The following is a 25,896-nucleotide window of genomic DNA, read 5'->3' as shown; positions in this document are numbered from 1 at the left end:
AAGGAGGTATCGATGCGTATTCCAGCCAATTGGCCCCTTATCCCAGCGCTCGCCGCAATGGCGCTGACGGGCGCCTGTGTCACCGACCCGGTGACCGGTGACCGCACCATTTCCAAGGCCGGCATCGGCGCGATCGGCGGCGCGCTCGGCGGCTATCTGCTCGGCGACATTGTCGGCGGGCGCCGCGACCGGACCGAGAAGATCGTCGGCGCCGGCATCGGCGCTGTCGCTGGCGCGGGGATCGGCGCCTATATGGACCGGCAGGAGCGTGAAATCCGCGAGCGGACCGCCGGCACCGATGTGGAAGTGATCCGGCGCGGCGACGACCTCATCCTCTCGATGCCGTCGGGCATCACCTTCGCCACCGACAGCGCGACGGTGCAGGCGCAGTTCCGTCCGACGCTGGACAAGGTTGCCGACGTGCTCGACCGCTACAATCAGACCTATGTCGATGTGTACGGCCACACCGATTCGACCGGATCCGACGCGTATAACCAGGGGCTGTCGGAACGCCGCGCAGTCGCGGTCGCCGATTATCTGGTCGGTCGCGGAGTCGAGGCGGCCCGGCTCGAGACGCTGGGCTATGGCGAGACGCAGCCGATTGCGTCGAACGATACGGTCGAGGGTCGCGCTCAGAACCGCCGCGTCGAGATCAAGATCGTGCCGATTCGCGAAAGCGATATGCGGCGCTGATGCATGTCCCTCCCTCCGCGTGCGGGGAGAGGGACATCAACGCCGCGCGGCGAAAAAATCGCGCAGGAGTGTTGCGGCCTCGCCCTCACCGATTCCCGAATAGACTTCAGGACGGTGATGGCAGGTCGGCTGAGTGAAAAAACGCGGACCATGTTCGACCGCGCCACCCTTGGGATCGGCGGCGGCATAATAGAGCCGGCCGATTCGCGCGTGCGCAATCGCGCCCGCGCACATCGCGCACGGCTCCAACGTCACCCACAGGTCGCAATCTTCGAGCCGGTCGCGCTCCAGCGCCTTGGCAGCCGCACGAATCGCCAGTATTTCGGCATGCGCCGTCGGGTCGTGCAACGTGCGTGGCGCGTTGGCCGCGACCGCGACCACGCGTGCGCCCTGCATCACCACCGCACCGACGGGCACCTCGCTCGTCTCGGCAGCAGCGCGCGCCGCGTCGAGTGCGACGCGCATCGGTTCGGGCAGTGGAAACATGGCACCGCTATGCGCCAACCCGCGCCGCCCCGCCAGCCGGGACGACGCGGGGCATGCGCTTACTTTGCCGCTGCGGCGGGGGTCGGCTCGGCCTTTTCGACCTCGACGGTCGGGACTTGGATCGTCTTGTTTTCCATGGTGATCGTCGGCACCTGGATGGTCTTGTTGGTGGTGCCCATGCCGACATCGCCGACATCGGCGGCAATGCCCGGCGCCTTGCCGCCTTCGAATGTTACAGTGGGGAATGCCCCCGGCTGCATCTGGATGCTCAGCATGCCAAGCGACATCAACACCACGATCGCGACGGCCGCGAGGCCCAGTATCGCCAGAAGTCCACGCATCGGTCCGATCTCCCTATTCGAATCGTTTGCGAAATAACGCGTCATTCACCATAGGGGTTGCACGGCTCCGGCGAAACAAGGCGATGCATGGTTGACGCAACCGCCCTGTCCCGTTATCGGGCCGCTCTTTCCCGGCACCGCCGGACAGGCTGAAACCTAGGAACGATTCGATGTCGCGCATTTGCGAGCTGACCGGCAAGGGCCGGCAGGTGGGACACAATGTTTCCCACGCCAATAACAAGACCAAGCGGACCTTTCTGCCGAATCTGCAGAATGTGACGCTGATGTCCGAGTCGCTCGAGCGGTCGGTGCGCCTGCGCGTCTCGACGCACGGCCTGCGCTCGGTCGAGCACAATGGCGGCCTGGACAACTGGCTGCTCAAGACCAGCGATGCGAAGCTGTCGCTGCGTGCACGCCGCCTGAAGCGCGAGATCGTCAAGGCGACCGCCGCAGCCTGATCGCCTCGGCGTGACGGTTCGAACCGGCCCGCTCCCGATCCGGGATGCGGGCCGTTTCGCGTTGGGCGCGATCAGCGTCCATCGTCGCTTCGCGGAACCCCATCGAGGCGGAATTTGAGCAGCAGCGAGCGCTGCAGGCCCCATTGATTGTCATCGGACGCGATCCACAGGATCGTGTCACTGCCCGAACGGCTGACGGCCAGTGCCTCGAAATTGTCGCGGATGACCGTGCCGTCGAATCGGGCAATTTCCTGTCCGGTCACGATTGCCGCCGGCCGGATGGCGCTGCGCGGGACAAGCGTGAGCACCGCACTGAAGCGCACGGGCGGCCGGAAGCGTCGGTTGAGAATGGCCAGCCGGCCGTCGGGAAGCTCGACCATGTCGGTCGGCTCGAACCCGGCGGGCGGGCGGTAGCTGAAGCCGAAGCGCGCGCGCGACTCCTGCGTCGGATCGCCGGCAAAGGCCCAGCCGCGCACCGTGCCGCGGCGCCGGCCGCGACGATCCTCGGCCAGCACCAGGAAAGCGCCGTCGCGCAAACGCACCAGCGATTCGGCACCGCCATTGCTGGGCCAGTTGGCCATGGCCGCAGGCGTGCCATGCGCCTCGGCGCGGGCCAGGCCCGGAGCATAGCGCCAGATCTGATTCGCACGTTCAAAGCCGATCCACACCTGGCCGGTCGCAGGATCGTGCGTCATCGATTCGCTGTCGCGCTCGCGCTTGTGCCATCCCCGCCCCGGGCCAGCGGGCAGTTCGGAAAAGCGCACCGCGCGCGGGACCCAGTCCTTCCCCATCGAAAACTGCACGACATTGCCGCCATCGCTGAGCAGCGTGAAACGATCGCCCTCCACACGCAGCGCGGAAAAGCCCCCGAATGCGGGCTGCGGACCCCGTAACTGCACGCCGCCAAGATAGGTGAGGGCGCCGATGCGACGACGCTGGGGCGCGGCAGCATCGAGCGGAACGGGCGACGCGGTTACCGTTCCGACCGCGGGTAACAGCGGCAAGCGCGGCTCGCCCGACCAATCGGGCAGCAAGAGCAGGAGCAGCAGGACCGACCACAAAATACGCATCGCATCCTTCATAGCCGCCGCATTCCCGCCGCAAAGCTGAACCTTGCATAACAATTCCGTTCAGCCAGCGCTCAATCCCGTTCATCTAACCGTCAGCCAAGCTTGATCCGCACCTGGTGCGGACCTGCCCGACATGCCGGTGCGATCCGAACGCCCTGCCACAATTCCCGTGTAGCGTATCGGGATGCTGGCACTCCCCCCTTGGGCGCTCCGGGCGCACCGGCCCCCTCCCCCATTGTGGCACTGGCACGCGCAGCGTTGCCGTCAGACTCCATCGGTCGAGATGAACCGCGCCTAACCGGACCGTTCAGGAACCTATCAGCGGCGCCGTGCGAAACCCCGCTTATCGACTGGCCGAGTCCCTGACCCGGCATCTGACATCCGGACCAAGGAGACTGACATGTTCAAGAAGCTTTCCCTGATCGGCGCGGCACTGGCGATGACCGGGACGGCGCTGGTCCCCGCGACGCAAGCCGCCGCACAGAGCCGGTATGAAACGCGCGACTATCGCGATTATGACCGCAGCGGTTATCGCGATGGTCGCGGCTATGAGCGCGAACGGTATCGCGACTATCGGCGCGGTGACCGTCGCTATACCTATCGCGGCCGGACTGCCGATCGCTGCCGCGACGGTGATGGCGGCACTATCGTCGGCGCGATCGCCGGCGGCCTGGCTGGCAATGCGCTGGCGGGACGCGGCGACAAGACGCTCGGCACCGTGCTCGGCGGCGTCGTCGGCGCGCTGGCGGGCCGCGAAATCGATCGGGCCGACCGCCCGGGCTATTGCCGCCGCTAATCCCGTCGCGTGATGGTGTGAATAAGGGCCGGCTCCTCACGGGGCCGGCCCTTTCTATTTGAACAAATTGGCTATTCGCGCGTTGGGCGGACATGCTGAGACCCTGTAATGATTCCGCACATCCGCTGGCGGAGCGCTTTCGGGCGTTCGTCAAATCTCCCGATTTCCCATGCGTCGGCGCGAAGTCGGCGCTGAGCCGGGATCGCATGCGCTTCGTCGTCGGCAAGGATATCGGGTCGGCCTGGGACGATCTGCGCATTCTGCCCAACCTGCACGACTTGGCCGCCAGCTATCGCGCCGAGCCGGAGCTGTTCCAGTCGCTCGTCGTGCTGTTCGAGCAGGACAGGGCGCTGGATGAGCCGACATTCGAGGCGAACCTGTGGGCGCGGCTGCAGTCGCTGACCGACAAGGACGAATGGCTCGGGCAGCAAGCCGATCCGCGGGTCAGCCATGACCCGGAGGACCCGCATTTCTCGCTCAGCTTCGGCGGAGAGGCGTTTTTCGTCGTCGGCCTGCACCCGCAGGCAAGCCGGCCCGCACGCCGGTTCGAGCGCCCGGCGCTGGTGTTCAACCTGCACGACCAGTTCGAACAGCTGCGCGCGCAGGGGCGGTACGAGAAGTTGCGCGACTCGATCATCGCACGCGATGTCGCACTGGCAGGCGCGCCCAATCCGATGCTGGCGCAGCACGGCACCGTTTCGGAAGCCCGGCAATATAGCGGGCGGGCAGTCGACCTCGCATGGCGCTGCCCGTTTCGCGGACGCGGAGGTGCCCAGGATGCCGCATAGGATCGAGCCGCGCTCAGGCGTCGCATTCGAATTGCCCAAGGGCGCCTTGCTCACCGTCACCGATCCGACCGGTGAACAGGTTGCCGACCTGCTCGCCTATCGCAAAGGCGATGTCGGCGAGGTGATCTCGTCCGGCCGGACGCTGGATTATGCCAGCCGCATCTATCTGACGACGGGCGACAAGCTCTATTCGAATCGCAGCAACGTGCTGCTGGAGATCGTCGCGGACGATGTCGGGCGGCATGATTTTCTGCTGACGCCGTGTTCGAAAGATACGTTTCGGATCATCTATGGCGACACCGATCCGCATCGCGGTTGCTTTGGCAACCTCGCCGCCGCGCTTGCGCCCTATGGGATCGAGGAGGATGCAATCCCGACCGCGTTCAACTGTTTCATGAACGTGCCGGTTGATGGAGAAACGGGCGAATTGCGCGTCGATCCGCCGCTCAGCAAGGCCGGGGACCGGATCGTGTTTCGGGCCATGGAGGATTTGGTGATCGGACTGACCGCCTGTTCGGCGCTGCAGTCGAACAACGGGTCGTTCAAGCCGATCGACTGGGAGGTGACGCTGCCGGAATAGCCCGGCAGCGCCCAAATCCCCTTAGTTTCCAGTCGGAAAGCCGCGGCGCTTGAACAGTGCGTTGACGTCCGGGTCGCGACCGCGGAAGGCCTTGTACGCTTCCTTGCGGTCGGTTTCGTTGCCGGTTTCCAGCAGGATCGTGCGGAATTTGTCCGCCACGCCCTTGTCCCAGACATTGCCGCTTTCCTCGAACGCGGCCCAGGTGTCGGCGTCCATCGTTTCCGACCAGAGGTAGGAATAATAGCCCGCCGAATAGGCGTCGGAAGAGAAGAGGTGATTGAATTGCGGCAGGCGGTGCCGCATCACGATTTCCTTTGGCATACCCAAAGAAGCGAGCGTGTCGCGTTCGAACGCGTCGGGATCGGTCACCGGGGTTTCGCGATTGTGGAGTTGCATGTCCACAATGGCGGATGAAAGATACTCGACCGTGTCGAAGCCCTGATTGAACGTCGACGCCTTCTCGATCTTTTCCACCAGTGCCGCCGGAATCACCTCGCCGGTCTTGTAGTGCTTGGCGAAGCGGTTGAGCACGTCGGGGGTGAGCAGCCAGTTTTCGTTCACCTGGCTGGGATATTCCACAAAGTCGCGCGGCGTGCCGGCGAGGCCCGGATAATAGACCTGGCCGAGCAGGCTGTGCAGCGCGTGGCCGAATTCGTGGAACAAGGTCGAGGCGTCGTCGATGCTGATCAGCGTCGGCTCGCCATTGCCGCCCTTGGTGAAGTTGTTGTTGTTCGACGCCAGCACGATATCGTCGCCGCGCAGCCCCGAACGGCTGCGATAGCTGGTCGCCCACGCCCCCGAACGCTTCCCCGCGCGCGCGAAATTGTCGAGGTAGAAGACGCCGATCGTCTTGCCCAACCGCTTGACTTCGAACGTGCGGACATCGGCCTGGAACACCGGGATCGCGCCGGTATTTTCCTTGAACTCAAGGTCGTAGAGCCGCCCTGCGGCATAGAACATGGCGTTGACCATGTTGTTGAGTTCAAGATACGGCTTCACCTCGCTCTCATCGAGGTCGTATTTCGCCTTGCGGACCTTTTCCGCATAGTAGCGATAGTCCCAGCCCTCGATCTTGATCTTGGGCCCCTTGCCCGCCTTCGCCTCCTCATCGGCCAGCGCCTGCATGTCGGCGACTTCCTGCTTCACGCGCGCGACCGCTGCGGGCCAGACCGACATCATCAGCTTGGTCGCATTCTCCGGCGTTTCCGCCATCGTGTCGTCCATGCGGTAATGCGCATGGGTCTTGAAGCCGAGCACCTTGGCGCGTTCCTGCCGCAGCTTCAGGATGTTGGCGATGATCGCGTTGGTATCGTTGGCGCCGCCATTGTCGCCGCGGTTGATGTACGCGTTATAGACCTTCTCGCGCAGCGCACGGTTGGTGGCGTACATCAGGAAGGGCTGCATCGACGAGCGCGTGTTCTTGACCGCCCATTTGCCAGCCTGCCCGCGCGCCTTGGCTTCTTCCGCCAGGCTCGCCTTGAAACTGTCGGGCAGGCCGGCGAGGTCCGCCTCGTTATCGATGATGATCGCGGTTTCTTCATCCGCCAGCACGCGGCGGCTGAATTCGGTATAGGCGACAGACAATTCGCCGTTGATGCGCTTGATCTCGGCCTTTTGCGCCTCGTTCAGCAGCGCGCCCGAGGTGACGTAATCGCGATAGGTGCGCTCGAGCAGGCGCATCTGCTGGGCATTGAGGCCGAGCGTCTGGCGCTTGTCGTAGAGCGTCTTCACGCGCGCGAACATCTTGGGATCGAGGCTGAGTTCGGTCGAGAAGGCCGACAGCTTCGGGCTCCATTCGCGCGCGATCTTCTGCACCTCGGGGCTGGCGAGGTTGCTGGTATAGACACCCCACACCGGGAAGACGCGCGACAGCGACGTCGTCGCCTTGGCCGGTGCCTCGATCGTGTTGGCGAAGGTCGGCGCCTCGGGGTTGTCGCGCACCTTAATGAAGGCGGCGCGCGCTTCCGCCATCGCCGCTTCGAACGCCGCCGGGAACATCGCCGGGGTCACCTTGTCCCACTGCGGAACCCCGTCGAACGGGCCGGGCCACGGGGCGAGCATCGGCGTCGCATCGACGGTGGCGGGCGCAGACTTGGCCGCCGGGGTCTGGGCAGCGGCGGGCAGGATCGACAGGAGCGAGGCGGTGGCGAGCAGAATCGCGCCGGATACGGGCTTCATGAACTTCCCCTGGGAGATGGTGTGATAGCCAATTGATACGGCACGATCGCCGATTGGCAAGCTTGACTCGACGAACGGTTAGAACAAAATAGGAACATATTCCCCGAGTCGGAGTCTGTACCCGGATCATGGCCGATCCCGCGATCATCAGCCAGTTGCGCGAAACGCTGAGCGCAATCGAAGGCACCGGCTTTCGCCGTCGCCCGGTGCTGCCGTTCGGCATGCAGCGGCTCGACGCGCGGCTGGCCGATGGTGGCCTGCGGCTCGATGCGCTGCACGAGGTAGCGGGGGCGAGCGCGGACCTGACCGACGATGCCGCCGCGACCCTGTTCGTGGCGGGGATCGCCGCGCGCGCCTGGGGGCCGGTGCTGTGGGTGGTACGGCGGCGCGACCTGTTCGCGCCGGGCCTGTATCAGGCGGGGCTGGCCCCCAAGCGCGTCCTCTATGCCGAGGCGAAGGACGATGACGAGCTGCTGGCGATCATGGAGGAAGGGCTGCGCCATCGCGGGCTGGGCGCGGTGGTGGGCGAAGCGCAGCGCGTGGCGATGCCGGCGACCCGGCGGCTGCAGCTGGCGGCCGAGGGCGGGCGCACCATCGCGCTGCTGATGAAGCGCCATCCGCGCCAGGGCGGCGACCCGCTGGCCGCCCCATCGGCGGCGGTGACGCGCTGGCGCGTAGGCTGTGCGCCGTCCTCTCCGCTGCCCGTCGAAGGCGTCGGGCGCGCGCGCTGGCAGCTGAGCCTGGCCCGGCAAAAGGGGGGCGATCCTTTCGAAATCCAAGTGGAGGCGTGCGATGAAACGGGTCGCTGCGCTCTACCTGCCCGACTGGCCCATCGAACGGCTGTGGCAGGCGGAGCGAACCGGACCGCCGCTGCCGCCTGAAACCACGCCCGGCATCGCGCTGGACGCGACGCTGGGCATGTTGAGCGACGCGGCGGCGGCGGAACAGGAACAGGCATGTTCGGTCCCGCGCGGCGGTGGCTGGCGCCCCGGCGCGCGCTGGGCGCGCGAGGAGCGCGCGCGCCAGATTGCCGCGCTCCCCGCGCATCAGCAGCCGACACGGCGCGAACTTGGGCGGCGTGACGAAGCCGCAGGGAATCCGTTTCGGCCGATGCAGTCGGATGAGGTGCGCAGCCAGGTTCCCGCGGGGGAGCCGCCCGCAAAAATCCTCCCCGGAACGGGGAGGGGGACCAAGACGCGAAGCGGCTTGGTGGAGGGGGCCCCAGGCAGGCGATCCGCTTCGGGGTGGGCCCCCTCCACCACCGGCTTCGCCGGCGGTCCCCCTCCCCGTTCCGGGGAGGAATTGATTCCCCTCGTCACCTCCATCCGCACCGGCAATCGCGTGCTGGTTGCCGCCGCCTGCCCGGCCGCGCGCGCGCTGGGTATCGTGCCGGGAATGGCGGTGACCCAGGCGCGGGCGCTGATGTCCGGGCTCGACATTCGCCCGGCCGATCCGGCGGGCGATCTGGCTGCACTGCACAGCCTGGCGCTGCTGGCGGCGCGGCGCTGGGCGCCGAGCGTCGCGGTCGAGGGGGCCGACACGCTGTTGATCGACCTGACCGGTGTCGCGCATCTGCATGGTGGCGAGGCGCGGATGGCGCGGCGCATTGTGCGGCTGCTGGCGCGGCGCGGCTATCGCGCACGGATCGCCATTGCCGATACGCCGGGTGCGGCCTGGGCGCTGGCGCATTTCGCGGTGCGCGATGCCGTGCTGATCTGCGCGCCCGGCCAGCAGGCCGACGCACTCGCCCCGCTCCCCATCCCCGCGCTGCGCGTCGATCCGGCGGCGGTCGAGCTGCTGCGGCGGCTGGGGGTCGAGCGGATCGGGCCGCTCGCCGCAATGCCGCGTGCGCCGCTTGCCCGCCGGTTCGGCGGAGCGCTGGTCACCCGGCTCGAACAGGCACTGGGCACCCTGCCCGAACCGCTCGATCCGGTGGTTCCGCGTGAGGCGATCGCGGTGCAGCGGCGCTTTGCCGAACCGGTCGCGACCGCCGAGGGAATTGCGCACTGGATCGGTGCGCTGGTTCCCGAACTCTGCGTCGCGCTGGAGGCCGCTGGGCTCGGCGCACGCGCGGTCGAGCTGGTTGCCGACCGGGTCGATGGGGTGCCGCAGCGCATCCGCATCGGCCTGGCCCGTGCCAGCCGTGACGCGCTGCACCTCACCCGCCTGATCGCGCGGCGGATCGAGGATGTGGAGCCGGGCTATGGCATCGACGCCATCGCATTGCACGTCCGCCGCGCCGAGCCGCTGGCCGCACGCCCGTTCGACGAGCGGCTGGACGAGGAGGCCAAGCCCGACCTTGCCCCGCTCGCCGACACGCTCGCCACGCGCATCGGCCCGCGCCGGATATGGCGCAGCCGTCCGGTCGAAAGCGATGTGCCCGAACGCAGTGTCGGGCGCGACGCGATCCTCGATCCTCCCGACCGCGGCGCCATGCGGATGAAGCCGGACGATGTCCGCCAGCTGCAGTCGTCGGCACCGCCGGACCCGTGGCGCCCCGACTGGCCACGCCCGGCGCGGCTGCTCGCGCGGCCCGAGCGGCTCGACCATGTCCTTGCCGAACTGCCCGACCAGCCGCCGCGCCGCTTCACCTGGCGCGGGCGCACGGTGCGCGTGGTGCGCGCCGACGGGCCGGAGCGGATCGCCGGCGAATGGTGGCGGCGTTCGGCCGAGACGCATGCCGTGCGCGACTATTTCCGGGTCGAGGATGAGGGCGGGCACCGTTACTGGCTGTTCCGCCGCGGCGATGGCGAGCGCGCGGTGACGGGCGACCTCAGCTGGTATCTCCACGGACTGTTCGGGTGAGCTACACCGAGCTTCAGGTCACCACCCATTTCTCGTTCCTGCGCGGGGCGTCGTCGCCGCAGGAGCTGTTCGCCGCAGCCGCACTGATGGGATATCGAACACTCGGCATCACCGACCGCAATTCGCTGGGCGGGGTGGTGCAGGCGCTGTTCGCGTGCGACCAGCTGGCGCAGCAGGGTATCGCGATCCGCCCGGTCTATGGCTGTCGCCTCGACCTCGCCGACGGGGCGTCGCTGCTGGTATGGCCGCAGGACCGCGCCGCGTGGAGCCGCCTCACCCGCCTGCTGACACTCGGCAAGGCGCGGGTCGATGCGCAGCGCGGCGAAAAGGGCCAGTGCATCCTGCATTGGGAGGATGTCGCCGGATATTGCGACGGGCTGGTCGGTGCGCTGGTGCCGCGTGGTGTCGAGGGTGATCTGGCGTGGATGGCCGATCTGTTCGGCGCGTCCGGCCATGTCTGCATGACCGCACTGCGCCGCCCGAACGAGGCGGTGCGGCTGAATGACGTGCATGCCGAGGCGCGGCGCTTTGGGCTGACCCCGCTCGCGACCGGGGATGTGCTGTACCACCATCCCGACCGGCGGATGCTGCAGGATGTAGTGACGGCGATCCGCGAAGGCTGCACGATCGACGCGCTGGGTCTGAAGCGCGAACGCAGCGTCGATCGGCATCTCAAATCGCCCGAGGCGATGGCGCGGCGCTTCGCGCGCTGGCCCGATGCGGTGCATGCGAGCGCGGCGATTGCCGAGCGGTGCAGCTTCAGCCTGCGCGAATTGCGCCACCAATATCCGCAGGAAGAGGTGCTGGCAGGGCAGACGCCGCAACAGGCGCTGCGCATCCTGGCCACCAGCGGACTGATGCAGCGCTTCGGCGGCAGGCCGTCACAGGCGCATCTCGACCTGCTCGAGCATGAGCTGGGGCTGGTCGAGCAGATGGGCTATGCGCCCTATTTCCTCACCGTCAATTCGATCGTGCAGTTCGCGATCAGCCAGCAGATCCTGTGCCAGGGGCGCGGGAGTGCGGCCAATTCGGTGATCTGCTTTGCGCTGGGCATCACGTCGATCGACCCGGTGAAGCATCAATTGCTGTTCGAGCGGTTCATTTCGACCGAGCGCAAGGAGCCACCGGATATCGATGTCGATTTCGAGCATGAGCGGCGCGAGGAGGTGATCCAGTGGATCTATGACAGCTATGGCCGCGACCATGCCGCGCTGACCGCAGTGGTCAGCCGCTTTCGCACGCGCGGCGCGGTGCGCGAGGTGGGCAAGGCGCTGGGGCTGCCCGAGGATCTGACCGGGGCGCTGTCGAGCCAGGTGTGGGGCTGGTCGAGCGACGGGGTGCCGGAGGAACATGTCGCCGCGCTGGGGCTGGATCCGGGCGATCACCGGCTGGCGCTGACGCTGAGCCTTGCGCGCGAGCTGATCGGGACGCCGCGCCATCTGTCGCAGCATCCGGGCGGCTTCGTGCTGACGCGCGATCCGCTGCACGAACTGGTCCCGGTCGAACCGGCCGCGATGATCGACCGACAGGTGATCGAGTGGGAGAAGGTGGACCTGGAATATCTCGGCTTCATGAAGGTCGACATATTGGGGCTGGGGATGCTGGGGTGCATGCGGCGCAGCTTCGATCTGCTCGCCGCGCACAAGGGGGTGCGCCTGACGATGGCGTCGCCGGTGATGCAGGAGGACGATCCGGCGACCTTCCGCATGATCCGCCAGGCCGATACGCTGGGCGTGTTCCAGATCGAAAGCCGCGCGCAGATGTCGATGCTGCCGCGGATGAAGCCGGTCAATTTCTATGACATCGCGATCCAGGTCGCGATCGTGCGGCCGGGGCCGATCCAGGGGAATATGGTCCACCCCTATCTGAAGCGGCGACAGAATCCGGCGCTGGTCGAATATCCCTCCCCCGCGCTTGAGACGGTGCTGAAAAAGACGCTGGGCGTGCCGCTGTTTCAGGAACAGGCGATGCAGGTGGCGATCGTCGGCGCGGGGTTCAGCCCGAGCGAGGCGGACCGGCTGCGCCGCGCGATGGCGACGTTCAAATCGACCGGGGGGATCGGGCCGTTCGAGGCGAAGCTGATCGAAGGGATGCTGGCCAACGGCATTGCCAGCAACTTTGCCGAACGGCTGGTCGAGCAGATCAAGGGGTTCAGCAATTACGGCTTTCCCGAAAGCCATGCGGCGAGCTTTGCCAAGATCGCGGTCGCATCGTGCTGGATGAAGTGCCACCACCCGGACATCTTCTGCGCGGCGCTGCTCAATTCCCAGCCGATGGGATTTTACGCTCCGGCGCAGATCGTGCGCGATGCGCGCGCGCATGAGGTGGAGGTGCATCCCGTGTGTATCAACGCCAGCGACTGGGATACCGCGCTGATCACAGGCCAGCCCAATCGCCGCCCGCGCCATGCGGCCTATTGGGGCGATGATGCGGGCTGGGCGGGGCTCATGCCGCTGCGACTGGGGATGCGCATGGTACATGGGCTGGCCGAGGCGGAGGCGCGCGCGATCTTGGCGGCGCGGGCAGCCGGCGGGCCGTTTACGGGGATCGAGGAGCTGTGGCGGCGATCGGGCGTGCGGCCCGCCGCGCTCGAACGGCTGGCGCGGGCCGATGCATTTGCGGCGCTGGGGCTCAACCGGCGGCAGGCATTGTGGGCGATAAAGGGGCTGGCCAACAAACCGCTCGACCTGTTCGCCGCCGCCGACCTGCGCGAGGGGCGGACGCGGGCCGAGAGTAGCGAGGCGCCGGTCGCGCTGGTGCCGCTGACTGCGGGGCGCGAGGTGGTGGAGGATTATCGCGCGACGCAATTGTCGCTGCGCGCCCACCCGCTCACCTTCCTGCGCGGCACGCTGGCAGCGCGCGGCATCCGCCCGTGCGGCGACCTGACCGGCATGAAGGACGGCGCGCGGGTCGAGGTGGCGGGGCTGGTGCTGGTGCGCCAGCGTCCGGGCAGCGCCAAAGGCGTGGTGTTCATCACGCTGGAGGATGAAAGCGGCATCGCCAATGCGGTGTTGTGGTCCGACCGGTTCGAGCAATATCGCCGCACCGTGATGACCGCGACGATGCTGGGCATTCGCGGGCGGGTGCAGCGCGAAGGCATCGTCATCCACGTCGTTGCCGACGCGATCACCGACCTGACCGGCATGCTGCGCGAGATCGGCGAGATCGACCTGCCGCGCATGACCATGCCCGGCGATGGCGCCAGCCATGGCGGCGGCCCCGACCCGCGCGAGGCCGGACCGCGCTGGCCGCAGCCCTATGACAGCAGCCACTGGCGCGACCCGGCGGACCGGATTCCCGTGCGCTCGCGCGACTTTCACTGACCGGCGCACGGCGGAAAGGCCAAGTTCCGACTCGCCTTGCCCGGCGATCCCGGGCTTAATGGCACCGATGGCACCTGCGCTCCCCGACCGGCTCAAGCTGGCAATGGCCTTTGACCCCGATCGGCTGGCGGCCGACCTGGCGCACATCGACCGCGACTGGATCGCCCATCTGGTCCGCCAGAATTACGAGGGCGACTGGTCGGTGCTGCCGCTGCGGCACAAGGCCGGGGCGACGCACCCGGTGATGATGATCTATGCCGATCCAACCACCGACGATTATGTCGACGGCGCGCTGCTGGAGAAAACGCCCTATTTCCGCGCGGTACTGGCAGCCTTTCGCTGCCCGTTGACCGCAGTGCGGCTGATGCGGCTGGCGCCCGGTTCGGTGATCAAGCCGCATCGCGACCACGACCTTGCCGTCGAACTGGGCACTGCGCGCATCCATATCCCGATCACGACCAACCCCGATGTCAGCTTTCTGCTCAACGCGCGCCCGGTGACGATGCAGCCGGGCGAAGTCTGGTATCTGCGGCTGAGCGATCCGCACGCGGTGGTCAATCGCGGCAGCGCCAGCCGGGTGCATCTGGTGATCGACGCGACCGTCAATGACTGGCTGGCCGATCAGCTGGCTGCTGCCGCCGCCGCACCGGCGGCTTGCTGAATCGCGTTTCCGTCCGCACACAGCGACAGGGATCGCGCCGGACCGCGGCGCAGGCGGGGGAGACACGGGATGCACAGTCACAGCGGGACGGTGGCCGCGCGCAGCGTGCGGGACGCGGTGCTGGCCAGCCCGGCACTTCAGGCGCGGCTCGGCCAGCACGAAGATCCGGCAGCATTCGCGCACGAGGTGCGCAGCATCGCGGACATGCTGGGCCTCGACCCCGACGCGGCGCTGACGACGCTGGCCGATCCCGGGCCCGACCCGCTCGGCATCTCGCGGTTTGAAGCAGCGCCGGTCACGCTCGATCGCTGGCCCGCCACCGGCTGGCTGCCGGTTCGCGCGGTCCCCGGCGCTGCCGGCCCGGCGTTCGACTGGGCATGGTTCGGCGATCGCCGGCTGAGCGAGCCACTGTTCGAAGACAGCGTGATCCGCATGGCATCGCGCCCGCTCAGCCGCATCCTGCGCACCCGTACCGACCTTGCCGCGCTGATCGCCGGCGCCGCCGACGCGCAGCTACCGGCGCCGGACGGGCTTGTGTTCCACATGTCGCGCTGCGGATCGACGCTGGTCGCGCAGATGCTTGCCGCCGTGCCGCAGCACATTGTCGCGTCCGAAGCCGCGCCGGTCGATGCGGTGGTGCAATGGGCGCTGACCGCCGGTGTACCGACAGCGGAACAGGTCGCCGCGCTGCAGGCGATCGTCGCGGCGATCGGGCGCCGGCGCGCTGGCGATGCGACGCGCTATTTCCTCAAGCTCGATGCGTGGCATGTCCTCGCGCTGCCGCTGTTCCGTGCCGCCTTTCCCGCAACGCCGTGGATCTTTCTGTACCGCGACCCCGGCGAAGTGATGGTGTCGCACATGGCGATGCCGGGCATGCATTTTTCGGCCGGGATGGCGCCGGGCATCGCGCCCGATCCGGGCAGCACCCCGGCCATCACGTCGATCGAGGACCAGGGCGCCGCCGTGCTGGCCCGCTATCTCGACGCCGCGACCGCCCAGGCCGAGGATCCCAGCGGGATGCTGGTCAACTATGCCGAACTGACCGCAGCGATGGAAAGCCGGATCCCGGCGCATTTCGGTTTCACGCCCAGCGCGACCGAACGAGCCGCGATGCTGACCGCGACCCAGCGTTATTCGAAGGCACCCGATCAGGCCTATGCCGACGATCGCGCGCGCAAGCGTGCCGCCGTGACGCCCGCAATCGCCGCCGCGATCACGCGCCACCTTTCCGCCCCCTATGACAGAATTGAGGTGGCCCGCCGTAAATATATTGGATAGTAATTCATCCTATATATTACAGAAAACGCATCGGTTGACTCGCCCATCCACGTCGTTACACATGCGCATCTAGTGATAATATCGTGACGGGTCGCCAACTTCGGTGACGATCCAGTCAATCGATGCACCGGACAGGTCACTGGGACCGTTCGTAAGGTGAAGTGGGGGATCAGCATGTCACCGTTCATTGGCCAGATTCTGACTGTCGGGTTCAACTTCGCACCCCGGCATTATGCGATTGCCGCCGGACAGATCATGTCGATTGCGCAGAACTCGGCGTTGTTCTCGCTGCTGGGCACCACCTATGGCGGCAATGGCCAGACGACGTTCGGCCTTCCCGATCTGCGCGGTCGCGTCGCGCTGGGTGAAGGCCAGGGTCCGGGGCTGTCCAACTATATGCTCGGCCAGATGGCCGGAACCGAGACGACGACGCTCATCAGCGCGAACCTGCCCAGCCACAGCCATGGCCTGGCCGGCGTGACCGGCACGATGAGCGCGGTCGACATCAAGGGCACCGAACAGGCGCCGCAGCCCAATGGCTATCTTGCCCGTGCGATCGATTCGGCGCCGGTCGCCGATTCGATCCCGGAAATCTATGTCCCGGCAGCGACGGGCAATCCCGCGCCCAAGGTTCCGCTGGCCGGGGTCAACATTTCCGGCAACACGTCGGTCGCGGGCAGCAATGTGCCGTTCTCGACGATGCAGCCCTATCTGGTGCTCAACCAGTGCATCGCGCTGCAGGGCGTTTTCCCGTCGCGCAACTGATCCGGGGCATTCCGGGCCGGCAGCGTGCCGGGCCGGAATGCAGTGACGCCGGAAGTCGAGACTAACGTCCGGACTGATCGCAGTCCGCGCAATTATGGGGATTGGTATGACGCCGTTCATTGGCCAGATCATGACCGTCGGGTTCACCTTCGCACCGCGCGACTGGGCATTTTGCGCAGGGCAGACCATGTCGATCGCCCAGAACAACGCCTTGTACGCGCTGATCGGCACCACCTATGGCGGGGATGGGGTAACGACCTTCAAGCTGCCCGATCTGCGTGGGCGCGCGGTGATGGGCCAGGGCCAGGGGCCGGGCCTGTCGCCGCGCGTGATGGGCGAGGCCAGCGGCGCCGAGCAGCAGACGCTGAACACGGCAACGATGCCGGCACATGTCCATTTCGTGATGAGCCAGAGCGGCCATCTGAACGCGGTCGACGTTATCGGCACAGAACAGTCGCCGCAAAGCGGTGGCTATCTGGCGCGGGGCACCGATTCGGCGGTCAACCCGGACATGATCCCGCTGATCTATATTCCGGCAGCGTCGGGCGGGTCGGGCACGTCGGTCCCGCTGGCCGGGATCAACGTCGCCGGAAACACCGATCCGGTCGGGTCGAGCGTCCCCTTTTCGACGATGCAGCCCTATACCACGCTGAACCAGTGCATCGCCCTGTTCGGCATCTTTCCGTCGCGCAACTGAACGGGATCTGCCGGGTGCGCCCCGGCAGAACTCAGTTGAAGATCGCCTGATAATAATTGCCGGGCGCCGAATCCGGCGGAGGCATGGTCTGTTCGAGATAGACAAGGTCCGGGCCAAAGCCAGTCCCGCACCGCATGGTATAAATCCCCGCGGCGAGCTGAACCTGCGGCGCCGAATGAAACATCAACAAAAAGGGCGGCCGCGTCGATGGGCGATGGTTGACGAGCGGCGATGCCGAAATCAGCGTGATGTCGACATTCCGCGGTTCACAGTCGAGACGAAACATCTTGCCGACATGCGGCTGAAATTCGTCGATGACCATCGGGCGAGGCAAGAGTTCGGTCGTCATGACCGCGATCCTATAAGGTTTCGGGGCAGGATCAACCAGCCTGTTGCAGGATCGGGACAGTGAAGATGCGTACGGGGGACAATCCGGATCAGGACCGGGATTGCGCGCTCGCCGAAGCGCTGACGGCGTTGGCACCGCCCCTGACGCTGCGCGCGCGGCGTGCGGAGGATGAAGAGTTCCTGCTCGATTGCACAATCGCCTGTTCGCCGCTGCACGGTACGCTGCCCGCACCGATGATCGCCGCTCAGGCCGCGTTGCAGCGCAGCGCACATGACGCCGCGCATCGCGATGCAAGCCATGCGATCATCCTGCGCGCGGGGACAGCGATCGGCCATGTCCGGATCGCCTGGTCGGCGCATGGCACGCATCTGATCGATCTTGCCATCCTGCCCGCACACCAGCGCGGTGGCGCAGGCAGCAGCGTGCTGGCCGCATGGCTGACACTCGCCGATGCGTCAGGCCGTGTCGCGACGCTCGACGTGCAGGCCGACAATCCGGCGCGCCGGCTCTATGCGCGGCTGGGCTTTATCGCGGATCCGGACGATCCCTGGGCAGCGTTCGTCACGATGCGTCGCGATCCGCGCTGACCCGCTGGTCGTTCGCTGCGTGCCACGCCGCAGCCTCCGCCGCAGGAACGAAGCAGGAGAGTGGCGCATAATGGGCAAAGGAGCGCGCCGCGCCGGTCAGCGTCACTTCGCCGCAGCTGGTCCAGGCATGAGCGCGCAGTTCGCGCGACGCCGCTTCGCGATCGACCCCGAGATAGACCGCGCACGGGACCCCGAACAGCCAGCACAACGCACGCGCGGCCATCGCCTGGGGCAGGCAGTTGGAGCGGAACGGGGCGTAGCGTGCGGCGATGGTGACGCTGGCGCCGATACGCCGTGCGCGCATGGCCTGGCGCGCCGTGCAGGCCGGGCGGTGCGCCACTGCGCCGAGATTGACGCCGAGCAGGGGCGCGATGCGACGGAACGGGACGAGCGCGAGCATCGCGGATGCAATCCCGATCAACAGCCATGCGGGAAACAGGCACAGCAGGACGCTGAGCGGCTGCCGCCACGCCACGCCCAGTTTGCGCCGGATCGTCGCCGCACGCAGCATCCGCCATCTCCTTCATGGTGCGACCGCACGGCGCAAGCGCATGCCGCCCGCGGCGCGGTTGAGGCCATGCTCTAGCATCGGTTGGCGCAACGGCCAATGCCGGCGACCCGGCCGGCACTGCCACGATCCGCCGTGAAACCGGAATCAGGCAGCGCGGCGCAGGTCGAGGCGGCCCCAGATTTCGACCAATGCCGCGGTGAGTTCGGCCATCATGGCTTCATCATGGGCAGGGCCCGGCGTGAAGCGCAGCCGTTCGGTCCCGCGCGGGACCGTCGGATAATTGATCGGCTGAACATAGACGCCATATTCGGCAAGCAGGATGTCGCTGATCTTCTTGGCGCGCACCGGATCGCCGACCATCAGCGGGACGATGTGCGTGACGCTGTCCATCACCGGCAGGCCGGCATCGGCGAACATGGTCTTGAGCCGCGCGGCGGCCGCCTGCTGCCCGTCGCGCTCTTCGCTCGACTGTTTGAGATGGCGCACCGACGCCAGCGCCCCGGCGACCAGCACCGGGGACAGCGAGGTGGTGAAGATGAAACCGGGCGCATAGCTGCGGATCACGTCGACGATCGTGCGGTCGGCCGCGATATAGCCGCCCATCACGCCGAACGCCTTGCCCAGCGTGCCTTCGATGATGGTCAGGCGCGCAGCTGCCTCATCCCGCTCCGAAATGCCGCCGCCGCGCGCGCCGTACATGCCGACGGCATGCACTTCGTCGAGATAGGTCAGCGCGTTATACTTGTCCGCCAGGTCGCAGATCGCGTGCAGCGGGGCGACGTCGCCGTCCATCGAATAGACGCTTTCGAACGCGATCAGCTTGGGCACGGAGGGATCGTCCGCGGCAAGCAGTTCCTCGAGATGCGCCAGATCATTGTGGCGCCAGACACGCTTTTCGCAGCCGGAATTGCGGATGCCCGCGATCATCGAGGCGTGGTTGAGCTCGTCCGAATAGATGATGCAGCCGGGGAGCACCTTGGCGAGGGTCGAAAGCGTCGCCTCGTTCGAGACATAGCCGCTGGTGAACAGCAGTGCCGCTTCCTTGCCGTGCAGGTCGGCAAGCTCGGCTTCCAGATCGACATGGTAATGGGTGTTGCCGCCGATATTGCGCGTGCCGCCCGATCCGGCGCCGACATCGTGCAGCGCCTCTTCCATCGCGGCGATCACGGCGGGATGCTGACCCATGGCGAGATAGTCGTTGGAGCACCAGACGGTGATCGGCTTGGGACCGTTATGGCCCGCAAAGCAGCGCGCATTGGGGAACATGCCCTTGTTGCGCAGGATATCGATGAAGACGCGATATCGGCCTTCGGCATGAAGCCGGTCGATCGCCTGGTTGAAGACGCGGGAATAATCCACCGCGCGCGGGCCTGCCTCGCTGCTCATGCGCCTCCCGTTAGCGGGTTTTTGCGTGGTGCGCCACTGGGGGGAATTACGCAGAGTTTCGATCAGCCTGATCGCCCCGCCATGCACGACACGGCTTGCTCCAGATCAGGGCGGACGCCGCAGGACCTGTTATAAGCGGGGCATGCCGCGGGCCGAGACTCGAAGCGACTCCGCCCCGGTACGGGTTGCGATGCTGCCGCTGTCGTCGATGGAGTTCCTTGCGATGCGTCAAAGCGACTATGATTATTACGCCGAGCGCGAACAGATCGAGCGCGTCAACGCCGCCCGTGCGGTCGACCCGATGGTGCGGGACGCGCATCAGGCGATGGCCGATATCTATGCCGAACGGCTGAAGGCGGCATCGCGTCGCCGCCCCTTGCTGTCGCCCTGAATCCGTCCCGCGCGCTATAGCTGCTCAAGCGCGGTCAGGCCGAAGCGGCCAAGCGCGGGCGCGAGCGCCGGATCGGGCGCCGCGGTGAAGACCGCCGTCCCTGGAGGCGCGAGATCCGGCCAGGTTTGGCCTTCGGTCAACGCAGCGATTCGCCGGGCAATGCCGGGGCCGCCATCGACAAAGGCGACCGTCCGGCCCAGCGCGCGCGTCGCAGCTGCACCCAGCGCGTCCGCGACCAGCGGAAAATGGGTGCAGGCGTTGACGATGACGTCGATGTCCTTCCCGCCGGGCTGGTCGAACAGCCCAGCCAGCACCGCATCGAACCGCGCCGGATCGACCGCCGCACCGCGCAGGCACGCTTCCGCCAGCTGCACCAGCTCGGCACTGCCATGGCGCAACACCGTGCAATCGGCGGCAAAGCGCGCGGCGAGATCGTCGACATAGGGCTGGCGTACCGTCGCCTCGGTCCCGAGCACGCCGATCGTGCGGCTGCGCGAGCGTTCGGCCGCGGGCTTGATCGCTGGCACGGTCCCGACGATCGGCACGTCGAGCGCGGCGCGGACATGGCCGAGCGCGATGGTCGAGGCGGTGTTGCACGCGATCACGATCAGGCGCGGGCGATAGCGTTCGGCAAGCCGACCGAGCAGGGCCGGTACGCGCGCGGCAATCTCCCCCTCGCTGCGGATGCCATAGGGGAAGCCGGCGCTGTCGGCGGCGTAGACCAGCGGTGCGCGGGGCAGCAGCGCGCGCGTCGGAGCCAGTACCGACAGGCCGCCCACGCCCGAATCGAAGAAAAGAAGGGGCCGGTCATCGGCCATGAGGGAGTTCCGCTGATCGAGATTGTTGCGCCCGCTTACCGAACCCCCTAGCCTTTGTCCAAGCAAGGGACCCATGCAGACCGACCTCATCTCAACCGCCGCGATGCTGGCCATCGCACTGGGCTATCTTCTCGGCGCGATTCCGTTCGGGGTCGTGCTCACGCGGCTCGCCGGCGCCGGCGACCTGCGCCAGATCGGATCGGGCAATATCGGCGCGACCAATGTCCTGCGCACCGGACGCAAGGGGCTGGCGGCGGCGACGCTGCTGCTCGACCTGCTCAAAGGCGCCGCAGCGGTCTGGATCGCCCAGGCGCTGTGGCCGGGCCATGAGCTGGTTGCGGCGGCGGCAGCCTTTGTCGGGCATTGCTATCCGGTGTGGCTGAAGTTCCGGGGCGGCAAGGGCGTGGCAACGCTGATGGGCATTGTCCTCGCGCTCAACTGGCCATCGGGGCTGGTGTTTGCGATCGTCTGGCTCGGCCTGCTCGCGACGCTGCGGATTTCGTCGGTCGCGGGCATGACGGCGGCGATCAGCGCGCCGGTCAGCGCCGCGCTGATGGACCGGTTCGACCTGGTCCTGCTGCTCGTCGCGCTCGCGCTGATCGTGCTGTGGAAGCATCGCGAGAATATCGAGCGGCTGATGGCGGGCACCGAGCCGCGGATCGGCAGGTCGCATGGCTGACGAGGCCGAGCGCCTTGCCAGCCTCCGCCTCATCCGGTCGCCGCGGATCGGCCCGGTCACCTATCGCCAGCTGATCGCCCGGTTCGGCAGCGCGCCAGCCGCGCTGGATGCCCTGCCCGCGCTCGCCCTGCGCGGCGGCGGCGCGGCACCGAGCATTGCCGACGCAGCCACCGCGCGGCGCGAACTGGCGGCGGTCGCGCGACTGGGCGCGCGCCACGTCTTTCTGAGCGATCCGGACTATCCCCCGCTGCTGGCCGAGCTGGAAAATGCGCCGCCAGCCCTGATCGTGCGCGGCGACATCGCGCTGCTGGCGCGGCCGTGCGTCGCCATGGTTGGCGCGCGCAACGCATCGGCAGCGGCGTGCCGCTTTGCCCGGCAGCTGGCCCAGGGGCTGGGCGAGGCGGGTGCGACGATCGTGTCCGGGCTGGCGCGCGGCATAGACACCGCGGCGCATCACGGGTCGCTGGCCAGTGGGACCGTCGGGGTCATTGCCAGCGGCATCGACATCGCCTTTCCGCCGGAAAATGCCGAGCTGCAGGAGGCGGTCGCGCGCCAGGGCCTGCTGATCGCCGAACAGCCGGTCGGCGCCGAGCCGCTGGCGCGGCATTTCCCCGCGCGCAACCGCATCATCGCCGGGCTGGCCCAGGGAACCGTGGTGGTCGAGGCAGCACCGCGATCGGGATCGCTGATCACTGCCCGGATCGCCGCCGAAGCCGGGCGCGAGGTGATGGCGGTACCCGGTTCGCCGCTCGACCCACGCGCGCAGGGGTGCAATTTGCTGATCCGGGAGGGCGCAACGCTGGTGCAGGATGTCCATGACATCCTCGAGATGATCCGCCCGATCGACCCGCGGGCAGTGCGCGCCCCGGTTGCCGGGTTCGGCGCCGAACCCCCGGACGAACCCGACGCGGCGGGACGAAGCCGGATTGAAGACCTGCTCGGCCCCGTGGCGGTGCCGGTCGATGAGCTGATCCGCCAGTCGGGATTGCCCGCAGCCGCAGTCCAGCTCGTGCTGCTGGAGCTCGAGCTGGCCGGGCGGCTGGAACGCCACGCCGGCGGGCGGGTCAGCCTGCGGTGAGCGCGACCGATCTGGTGGCGGCAGCGATGGCGACAGGCGGTTGCCCCATCAGGGGCGCGGAACCGGACTTCAGGCGGCGATCATCCGCGCATAGCTTTCGCGCAGCGTGACGGTGCCGCACGACAGCGCCAGCGGAAACAGGATTTCATTTTCGATCCGCACGCGCGCCGCGAGCGCCGACAGCATCTGCTTGCTCGATTCGATGAACAATTCGCGGTCGGCGCCGATTTCGTCCGCGGTCCAGTCGTTCACATAAGCGCGCCAGTCGCCGGCCAGCCGGTCGAAATCGCCCATCGCGATCTCCGCCGCCTCGCGCTGCGCCATGTCGCCCTTGGCCAGAAGATGCGGATAAACCTCGATATCCTCGGTCGCGAGATGCGCCGCGATTTCGGCATCGAGACCCACGATCATCGTGCGCAGCATCGTCGGAGTCGCGCTGCTCCCCGCGCGCAGCAGCGCGTCGCTGCGCGCCATGATCCGCGCATGTTCATCGATCAGCCGCTCGACCGAAATCATTCCACGCTGCCTCCTGTCGCGACTTGTATAGGGGCGGAAGGTTAAGAGGGGGTGGCGTTGCGCTTGACGCAGGCTATGGGGCCTCCCCATCCTCGCGCGTACACGTAAGGAACCGCCACACCCCATGCAGCTCGTCATCGTCGAATCGCCCGCCAAGGCGAAAACCATCGAGAAATATCTGGGCAAGGACTATCGCGTCCTGGCGTCGTACGGCCATATCCGCGACCTGCCGCCCAAGGACGGGTCGGTGCAGCCCGATGACGGCTTTGCGATGGAGTGGGAAACCTATCCCGACAAGGCCAAGCAGCTCAAGGCGATCACCGACGAGGCCAAGAAGGCCGATCGCCTGATCCTCGCCACCGACCCCGATCGCGAGGGGGAGGCGATCAGCTGGCACGTTCAGGAAGTGCTGGCGAAGAAGAAGGCGCTGCCCAAGGAGGTCGAGCGGGTCACCTTCAACGCGATCACCAAGGCGGCGGTGACGCAGGCGATGGCCGCGCCGCGCCAGCTCGATACCGACCTGATCGACGCCTATCGCGCGCGTCGGGCGCTCGACTATCTGGTCGGCTTCACCCTCTCGCCGGTGCTGTGGCGCAAGCTGCCCGGCGCCAAGTCGGCGGGCCGCGTCCAGTCGGTCGCGCTGCGCCTGATCGTCGAGCGCGAGCGCGAGATCGAGCTGTTCAAGCCGCAGGAATATTGGTCGGTCGTCGCGCATCTCGAGCATGACGGCACCGCGTTCGACGCGCGGCTGGTGCGGTTCGAGGGCAAGAAGCTCGACCGGCTGTCGATCGGTACCGAGGGCGTGGCGATGCGCGCCAAGGCCGCGGTCGAACAGGGCCGCTTCAGCGTCGCCAGCGTCGAGACCAAGCCGGCGATGCGCAACCCGCCGCCGCCCTTCACCACCTCGACCCTGCAGCAGGAAGCGGCGCGCAAGCTCGGCTTTTCCGCCAGCCACACGATGCGGATCGCGCAGGCGCTCTACGAGGATGGCGCGATCACCTATATGCGTACCGATGGCGTGCAGATGGACGGCAGCGCCATCGACGCCGCGCGCAAGGCGATCCATGACCGCTATTCGGGTGCGTACGTCCCCGACAAGCCGCGCCAGTACCAGACCAAGGCCAAGAATGCGCAGGAAGCGCATGAGGCAATCCGTCCGACCGATTTCAGCAAGGATCGCGCAGGTTCGGGCGACCACGCCAAGCTGTATGAGCTGATCTGGAAGCGCGCGCTGGCGAGCCAGATGGCATCGGCGCGGATGGAGCGCACCACGGTCGAGCTGGAGGAGCCGACCGGCCAGGACGCGCTGCGTGCCACCGGCCAGGTGGTGCTGTTCCCCGGCTATCTCGCGCTCTACGAAGAAGGCCGCGACGACGAGGGCGACGAGGATTCGCGCCGCCTGCCGGTGATCCGTCAGGGCGACACCCCGGCGAAGAAGGGGGTCGATGCCGAACAGCATTTCACCCAGCCGCCGCCGCGCTTCTCCGAAGCCTCGCTGGTCAAGCGGCTCGAGGAACTCGGCATCGGCCGCCCTTCGACCTATGCCTCGATCATTCAGGTGCTCAAGGACCGCGCCTATGTGCGGGTCGAGAAAAACCGCTTCTTTGCCGAGGAAACCGGGCGGCTGCTGGTGGCGTTCCTCGAACGCTTCTTCGAGAAATACGTCAATTACGACTTCACGGCGGGGCTTGAGGAAGAGCTGGACGACGTGTCCGGCGGGCGGGCCGGGTGGCAGGCGGTGCTCGCCGCCTTCTGGCGCGATTTCCAGCCGCGCACGGCGGAAGTGATGGAGCAGAAGCCGAGCGAAGTGACTGCCGAGCTCGACAAGTTCCTCGAACCCTATCTGTTTCCCGACAAGGGCGATGGCACCGATCCGCGGCTGTGCCCGTCCTGCGGCGTCGGCAAGCTGGCGCTGCGTGGGGGCAAGTTCGGCGCGTTCGTTGCCTGCTCCAACTATCCCGACTGCAAATTCACCCGCCGCTTTGGCCAGCCGGGCGGCGAGGATGGCGGCGATAGCGGACCCGAAGTGATCGGGCAGGATCCGGAGACCGGCGAGGATATTTCGCGCCGTTCGGGCCGGTTCGGGCCGTATATCCAGCGCGGCGAGGGCAAGGAAGCGGCGCGCGCGTCGATCCCCAAGGACATTCCGGAGCTGGATCTGGACTGGGCGGTCAAGCTGCTCAACCTGCCGCGGACGATCGGCGACCATCCCGAAAGCGGCAAGCCGATCACGGCATCGATCGGCCGCTATGGCCCCTATCTGGCGCATGACGGCAAATATGCGCGGCTGGCCTCGACGACCGAGGTGTTCGAGACGGGGATGAACGCCGCGGTGGTCAAGCTGGCCGAAGCGGCGGCCGGCGGCGGGCGGCCGCAGCGCGGGTCGCGCGAACCGTTGAAGGTGATGGGCGCGCACCCGGTATCGGGCGCGGAGATCAAGCTGATGGAGGGGCGCTACGGCCCATATCTCACCGACGGCACGACCAATGCGACGCTGCCCAAGGCGGTCGATCAGGCCGCGCTGACGCTCGACGAGGCGGTCCAGCTCATTGATGCCAAGGCTGCCGCCGGCCCCGCCAAGAAAAAGGGCGGACGCAAGGCTCCGGCCAAGAAGGCGCCGGCAAAGAAGGCCGCGCCGAAAAAGGCAGCGGCAAAGAAGTAG

The 25,896-nt window shown here is 67.3% G+C and carries 26 protein-coding genes; 17 read left to right on the top strand and 9 right to left on the bottom strand.

Going from position 1 to position 25,896, the window contains the following annotated elements; translation table 11 throughout:
* Positions 1–12: 12 nt before the first annotated feature.
* The gene (locus tag J2Y54_RS11400; protein ID WP_310039719.1) at positions 13–693 is read left to right on the top strand and encodes an OmpA family protein; all 681 of its coding nucleotides are present in this window, start codon (positions 13–15) and stop codon (positions 691–693) included.
* A gap of 36 nt (positions 694–729) precedes the next feature.
* Here J2Y54_RS11400 and J2Y54_RS11395 read toward each other — a convergent pair whose 3' ends face one another.
* Positions 730–1,179 carry a nucleoside deaminase gene (locus J2Y54_RS11395; RefSeq protein WP_310039718.1) on the bottom strand — a complete coding sequence of 150 codons (450 nt, stop codon included), beginning with the start codon at positions 1,177–1,179 and terminating at the stop codon, positions 730–732.
* Between the two features lie 59 nt (positions 1,180–1,238).
* The gene (locus tag J2Y54_RS11390; RefSeq protein ID WP_310039717.1) at positions 1,239–1,520 is read right to left on the bottom strand and encodes a hypothetical protein; all 282 of its coding nucleotides are present in this window, start codon (positions 1,518–1,520) and stop codon (positions 1,239–1,241) included.
* Positions 1,521–1,690: 170 nt separating this feature from the next.
* Between J2Y54_RS11390 and rpmB the strand changes: the two genes are divergently transcribed.
* Complete coding sequence (gene rpmB / locus J2Y54_RS11385) at positions 1,691–1,978, top strand: 50S ribosomal protein L28 (RefSeq protein WP_310039715.1); 288 nt, start codon at positions 1,691–1,693, stop codon at positions 1,976–1,978.
* A gap of 71 nt (positions 1,979–2,049) precedes the next feature.
* Here the strand turns inward: rpmB and J2Y54_RS11380 are convergent, their stop codons facing one another.
* Positions 2,050–3,048 carry an esterase-like activity of phytase family protein gene (locus J2Y54_RS11380; RefSeq protein ID WP_310039714.1) on the bottom strand — a complete coding sequence of 333 codons (999 nt, stop codon included), beginning with the start codon at positions 3,046–3,048 and terminating at the stop codon, positions 2,050–2,052.
* 400 nt (positions 3,049–3,448) lie between these two features.
* Between J2Y54_RS11380 and J2Y54_RS11375 the strand changes: the two genes are divergently transcribed.
* From J2Y54_RS11375 to J2Y54_RS11365, 3 genes are all read left to right on the top strand, one after another.
* Positions 3,449–3,844 (top strand): glycine zipper 2TM domain-containing protein, encoded by a 396-nt coding sequence (locus J2Y54_RS11375; RefSeq protein WP_310039711.1) that lies wholly within the window; start codon positions 3,449–3,451, stop codon positions 3,842–3,844.
* A gap of 92 nt (positions 3,845–3,936) precedes the next feature.
* Positions 3,937–4,632, top strand: coding sequence for a guanitoxin biosynthesis heme-dependent pre-guanitoxin N-hydroxylase GntA (gene gntA, locus J2Y54_RS11370; protein ID WP_310039708.1), 696 nt, complete (start codon positions 3,937–3,939; stop codon positions 4,630–4,632).
* Positions 4,622–5,212, top strand: coding sequence for an urea carboxylase-associated family protein (locus J2Y54_RS11365; protein ID WP_310039706.1), 591 nt, complete (start codon positions 4,622–4,624; stop codon positions 5,210–5,212). Before gntA ends, J2Y54_RS11365 begins: the two co-directional genes overlap by 11 nt.
* Before the next feature lie 21 nt (positions 5,213–5,233).
* On the opposite strand, the gene J2Y54_RS11360 is transcribed toward J2Y54_RS11365, so the two are convergent.
* Positions 5,234–7,390 (bottom strand): M3 family metallopeptidase, encoded by a 2,157-nt coding sequence (locus tag J2Y54_RS11360; protein WP_310039702.1) that lies wholly within the window; start codon positions 7,388–7,390, stop codon positions 5,234–5,236.
* Between the two features lie 128 nt (positions 7,391–7,518).
* Here J2Y54_RS11360 and J2Y54_RS11355 point away from each other — a divergent pair, with 128 nt between their 5' ends.
* The 7 genes from J2Y54_RS11355 to J2Y54_RS11325 all read left to right on the top strand — a co-directional run bounded on the left by J2Y54_RS11355 (position 7,519) and on the right by J2Y54_RS11325 (position 16,919).
* Positions 7,519–8,271, top strand: a complete 753-nt coding sequence (locus tag J2Y54_RS11355) for a protein ImuA (RefSeq protein WP_310039699.1) — start codon at positions 7,519–7,521, stop codon at positions 8,269–8,271.
* Entirely contained in the window at positions 8,183–10,195 is a 2,013-nt protein-coding gene (locus J2Y54_RS11350; RefSeq protein WP_310039696.1) for a DNA polymerase Y family protein, read from the top strand. Before J2Y54_RS11355 ends, J2Y54_RS11350 begins: the two co-directional genes overlap by 89 nt.
* On the top strand, positions 10,192–13,518 hold the full coding sequence (locus tag J2Y54_RS11345; RefSeq protein ID WP_310039694.1) for an error-prone DNA polymerase: 3,327 nt from the start codon (positions 10,192–10,194) through the stop codon (positions 13,516–13,518). The genes J2Y54_RS11350 and J2Y54_RS11345 overlap by 4 nt, the downstream gene beginning before the upstream one ends.
* 67 nt (positions 13,519–13,585) lie before the next feature.
* On the top strand, positions 13,586–14,179 hold the full coding sequence (locus J2Y54_RS11340) for an aspartyl/asparaginyl beta-hydroxylase domain-containing protein (protein WP_310039692.1): 594 nt from the start codon (positions 13,586–13,588) through the stop codon (positions 14,177–14,179).
* A 69-nt stretch (positions 14,180–14,248) separates the two neighbouring features.
* A complete protein-coding gene (locus J2Y54_RS11335) occupies positions 14,249–15,457 on the top strand; it encodes a sulfotransferase (RefSeq protein WP_310039691.1) in 1,209 nt (402 codons plus the stop codon).
* Positions 15,458–15,631: 174 nt separating this feature from the next.
* Positions 15,632–16,222 (top strand): tail fiber protein, encoded by a 591-nt coding sequence (locus J2Y54_RS11330; protein ID WP_310039689.1) that lies wholly within the window; start codon positions 15,632–15,634, stop codon positions 16,220–16,222.
* 106 nt (positions 16,223–16,328) lie between these two features.
* The gene (locus J2Y54_RS11325; protein WP_310039686.1) at positions 16,329–16,919 is read left to right on the top strand and encodes a tail fiber protein; all 591 of its coding nucleotides are present in this window, start codon (positions 16,329–16,331) and stop codon (positions 16,917–16,919) included.
* Positions 16,920–16,950: 31 nt separating this feature from the next.
* On the opposite strand, the gene J2Y54_RS11320 is transcribed toward J2Y54_RS11325, so the two are convergent.
* A complete protein-coding gene (locus J2Y54_RS11320; protein ID WP_310039685.1) occupies positions 16,951–17,268 on the bottom strand; it encodes a DUF6916 family protein in 318 nt (105 codons plus the stop codon).
* A gap of 65 nt (positions 17,269–17,333) precedes the next feature.
* Here J2Y54_RS11320 and J2Y54_RS11315 point away from each other — a divergent pair, with 65 nt between their 5' ends.
* Positions 17,334–17,855 carry a GNAT family N-acetyltransferase gene (locus tag J2Y54_RS11315; protein WP_310041292.1) on the top strand — a complete coding sequence of 174 codons (522 nt, stop codon included), beginning with the start codon at positions 17,334–17,336 and terminating at the stop codon, positions 17,853–17,855.
* On the opposite strand, the gene J2Y54_RS11310 is transcribed toward J2Y54_RS11315, so the two are convergent.
* Positions 17,830–18,366: a lasso peptide biosynthesis B2 protein gene (locus J2Y54_RS11310; protein WP_310039682.1), complete on the bottom strand. Its 537-nt coding sequence runs from the start codon at positions 18,364–18,366 to the stop codon at positions 17,830–17,832. The genes J2Y54_RS11315 and J2Y54_RS11310 overlap by 26 nt on opposite strands.
* 144 nt (positions 18,367–18,510) lie before the next feature.
* Positions 18,511–19,752, bottom strand: coding sequence for a 5-aminolevulinate synthase (gene hemA / locus J2Y54_RS11305; RefSeq protein WP_310039679.1), 1,242 nt, complete (start codon positions 19,750–19,752; stop codon positions 18,511–18,513).
* 223 nt (positions 19,753–19,975) lie between these two features.
* Between hemA and J2Y54_RS11300 the strand changes: the two genes are divergently transcribed.
* Positions 19,976–20,143: a hypothetical protein gene (locus J2Y54_RS11300; protein WP_310039677.1), complete on the top strand. Its 168-nt coding sequence runs from the start codon at positions 19,976–19,978 to the stop codon at positions 20,141–20,143.
* Positions 20,144–20,157: 14 nt separating this feature from the next.
* Here J2Y54_RS11300 and murI read toward each other — a convergent pair whose 3' ends face one another.
* Entirely contained in the window at positions 20,158–20,961 is an 804-nt protein-coding gene (murI, locus tag J2Y54_RS11295) for a glutamate racemase (protein ID WP_310039674.1), read from the bottom strand.
* Positions 20,962–21,034: 73 nt separating this feature from the next.
* Between murI and plsY the strand changes: the two genes are divergently transcribed.
* Complete coding sequence (gene plsY / locus J2Y54_RS11290) at positions 21,035–21,640, top strand: glycerol-3-phosphate 1-O-acyltransferase PlsY (RefSeq protein WP_310039672.1); 606 nt, start codon at positions 21,035–21,037, stop codon at positions 21,638–21,640.
* Positions 21,633–22,718 carry a DNA-processing protein DprA gene (gene dprA / locus J2Y54_RS11285; protein ID WP_310039669.1) on the top strand — a complete coding sequence of 362 codons (1,086 nt, stop codon included), beginning with the start codon at positions 21,633–21,635 and terminating at the stop codon, positions 22,716–22,718. The genes plsY and dprA overlap by 8 nt, the downstream gene beginning before the upstream one ends.
* A gap of 69 nt (positions 22,719–22,787) precedes the next feature.
* Here dprA and J2Y54_RS11280 read toward each other — a convergent pair whose 3' ends face one another.
* The gene (locus tag J2Y54_RS11280; RefSeq protein WP_310039667.1) at positions 22,788–23,234 is read right to left on the bottom strand and encodes a hemerythrin domain-containing protein; all 447 of its coding nucleotides are present in this window, start codon (positions 23,232–23,234) and stop codon (positions 22,788–22,790) included.
* A gap of 124 nt (positions 23,235–23,358) precedes the next feature.
* Here J2Y54_RS11280 and topA point away from each other — a divergent pair, with 124 nt between their 5' ends.
* Complete coding sequence (gene topA / locus J2Y54_RS11275) at positions 23,359–25,896, top strand: type I DNA topoisomerase (RefSeq protein ID WP_310039664.1); 2,538 nt, start codon at positions 23,359–23,361, stop codon at positions 25,894–25,896.

Origin of the sequence: Sphingomonas sp. BE123 (assembly GCF_031456015.1) — a bacterium.
In the GTDB taxonomy this organism is placed as follows: Bacteria; Pseudomonadota; Alphaproteobacteria; order Sphingomonadales; family Sphingomonadaceae; genus Sphingomonas.
This window is presented reverse-complemented; position numbering and strand designations above follow the sequence as displayed.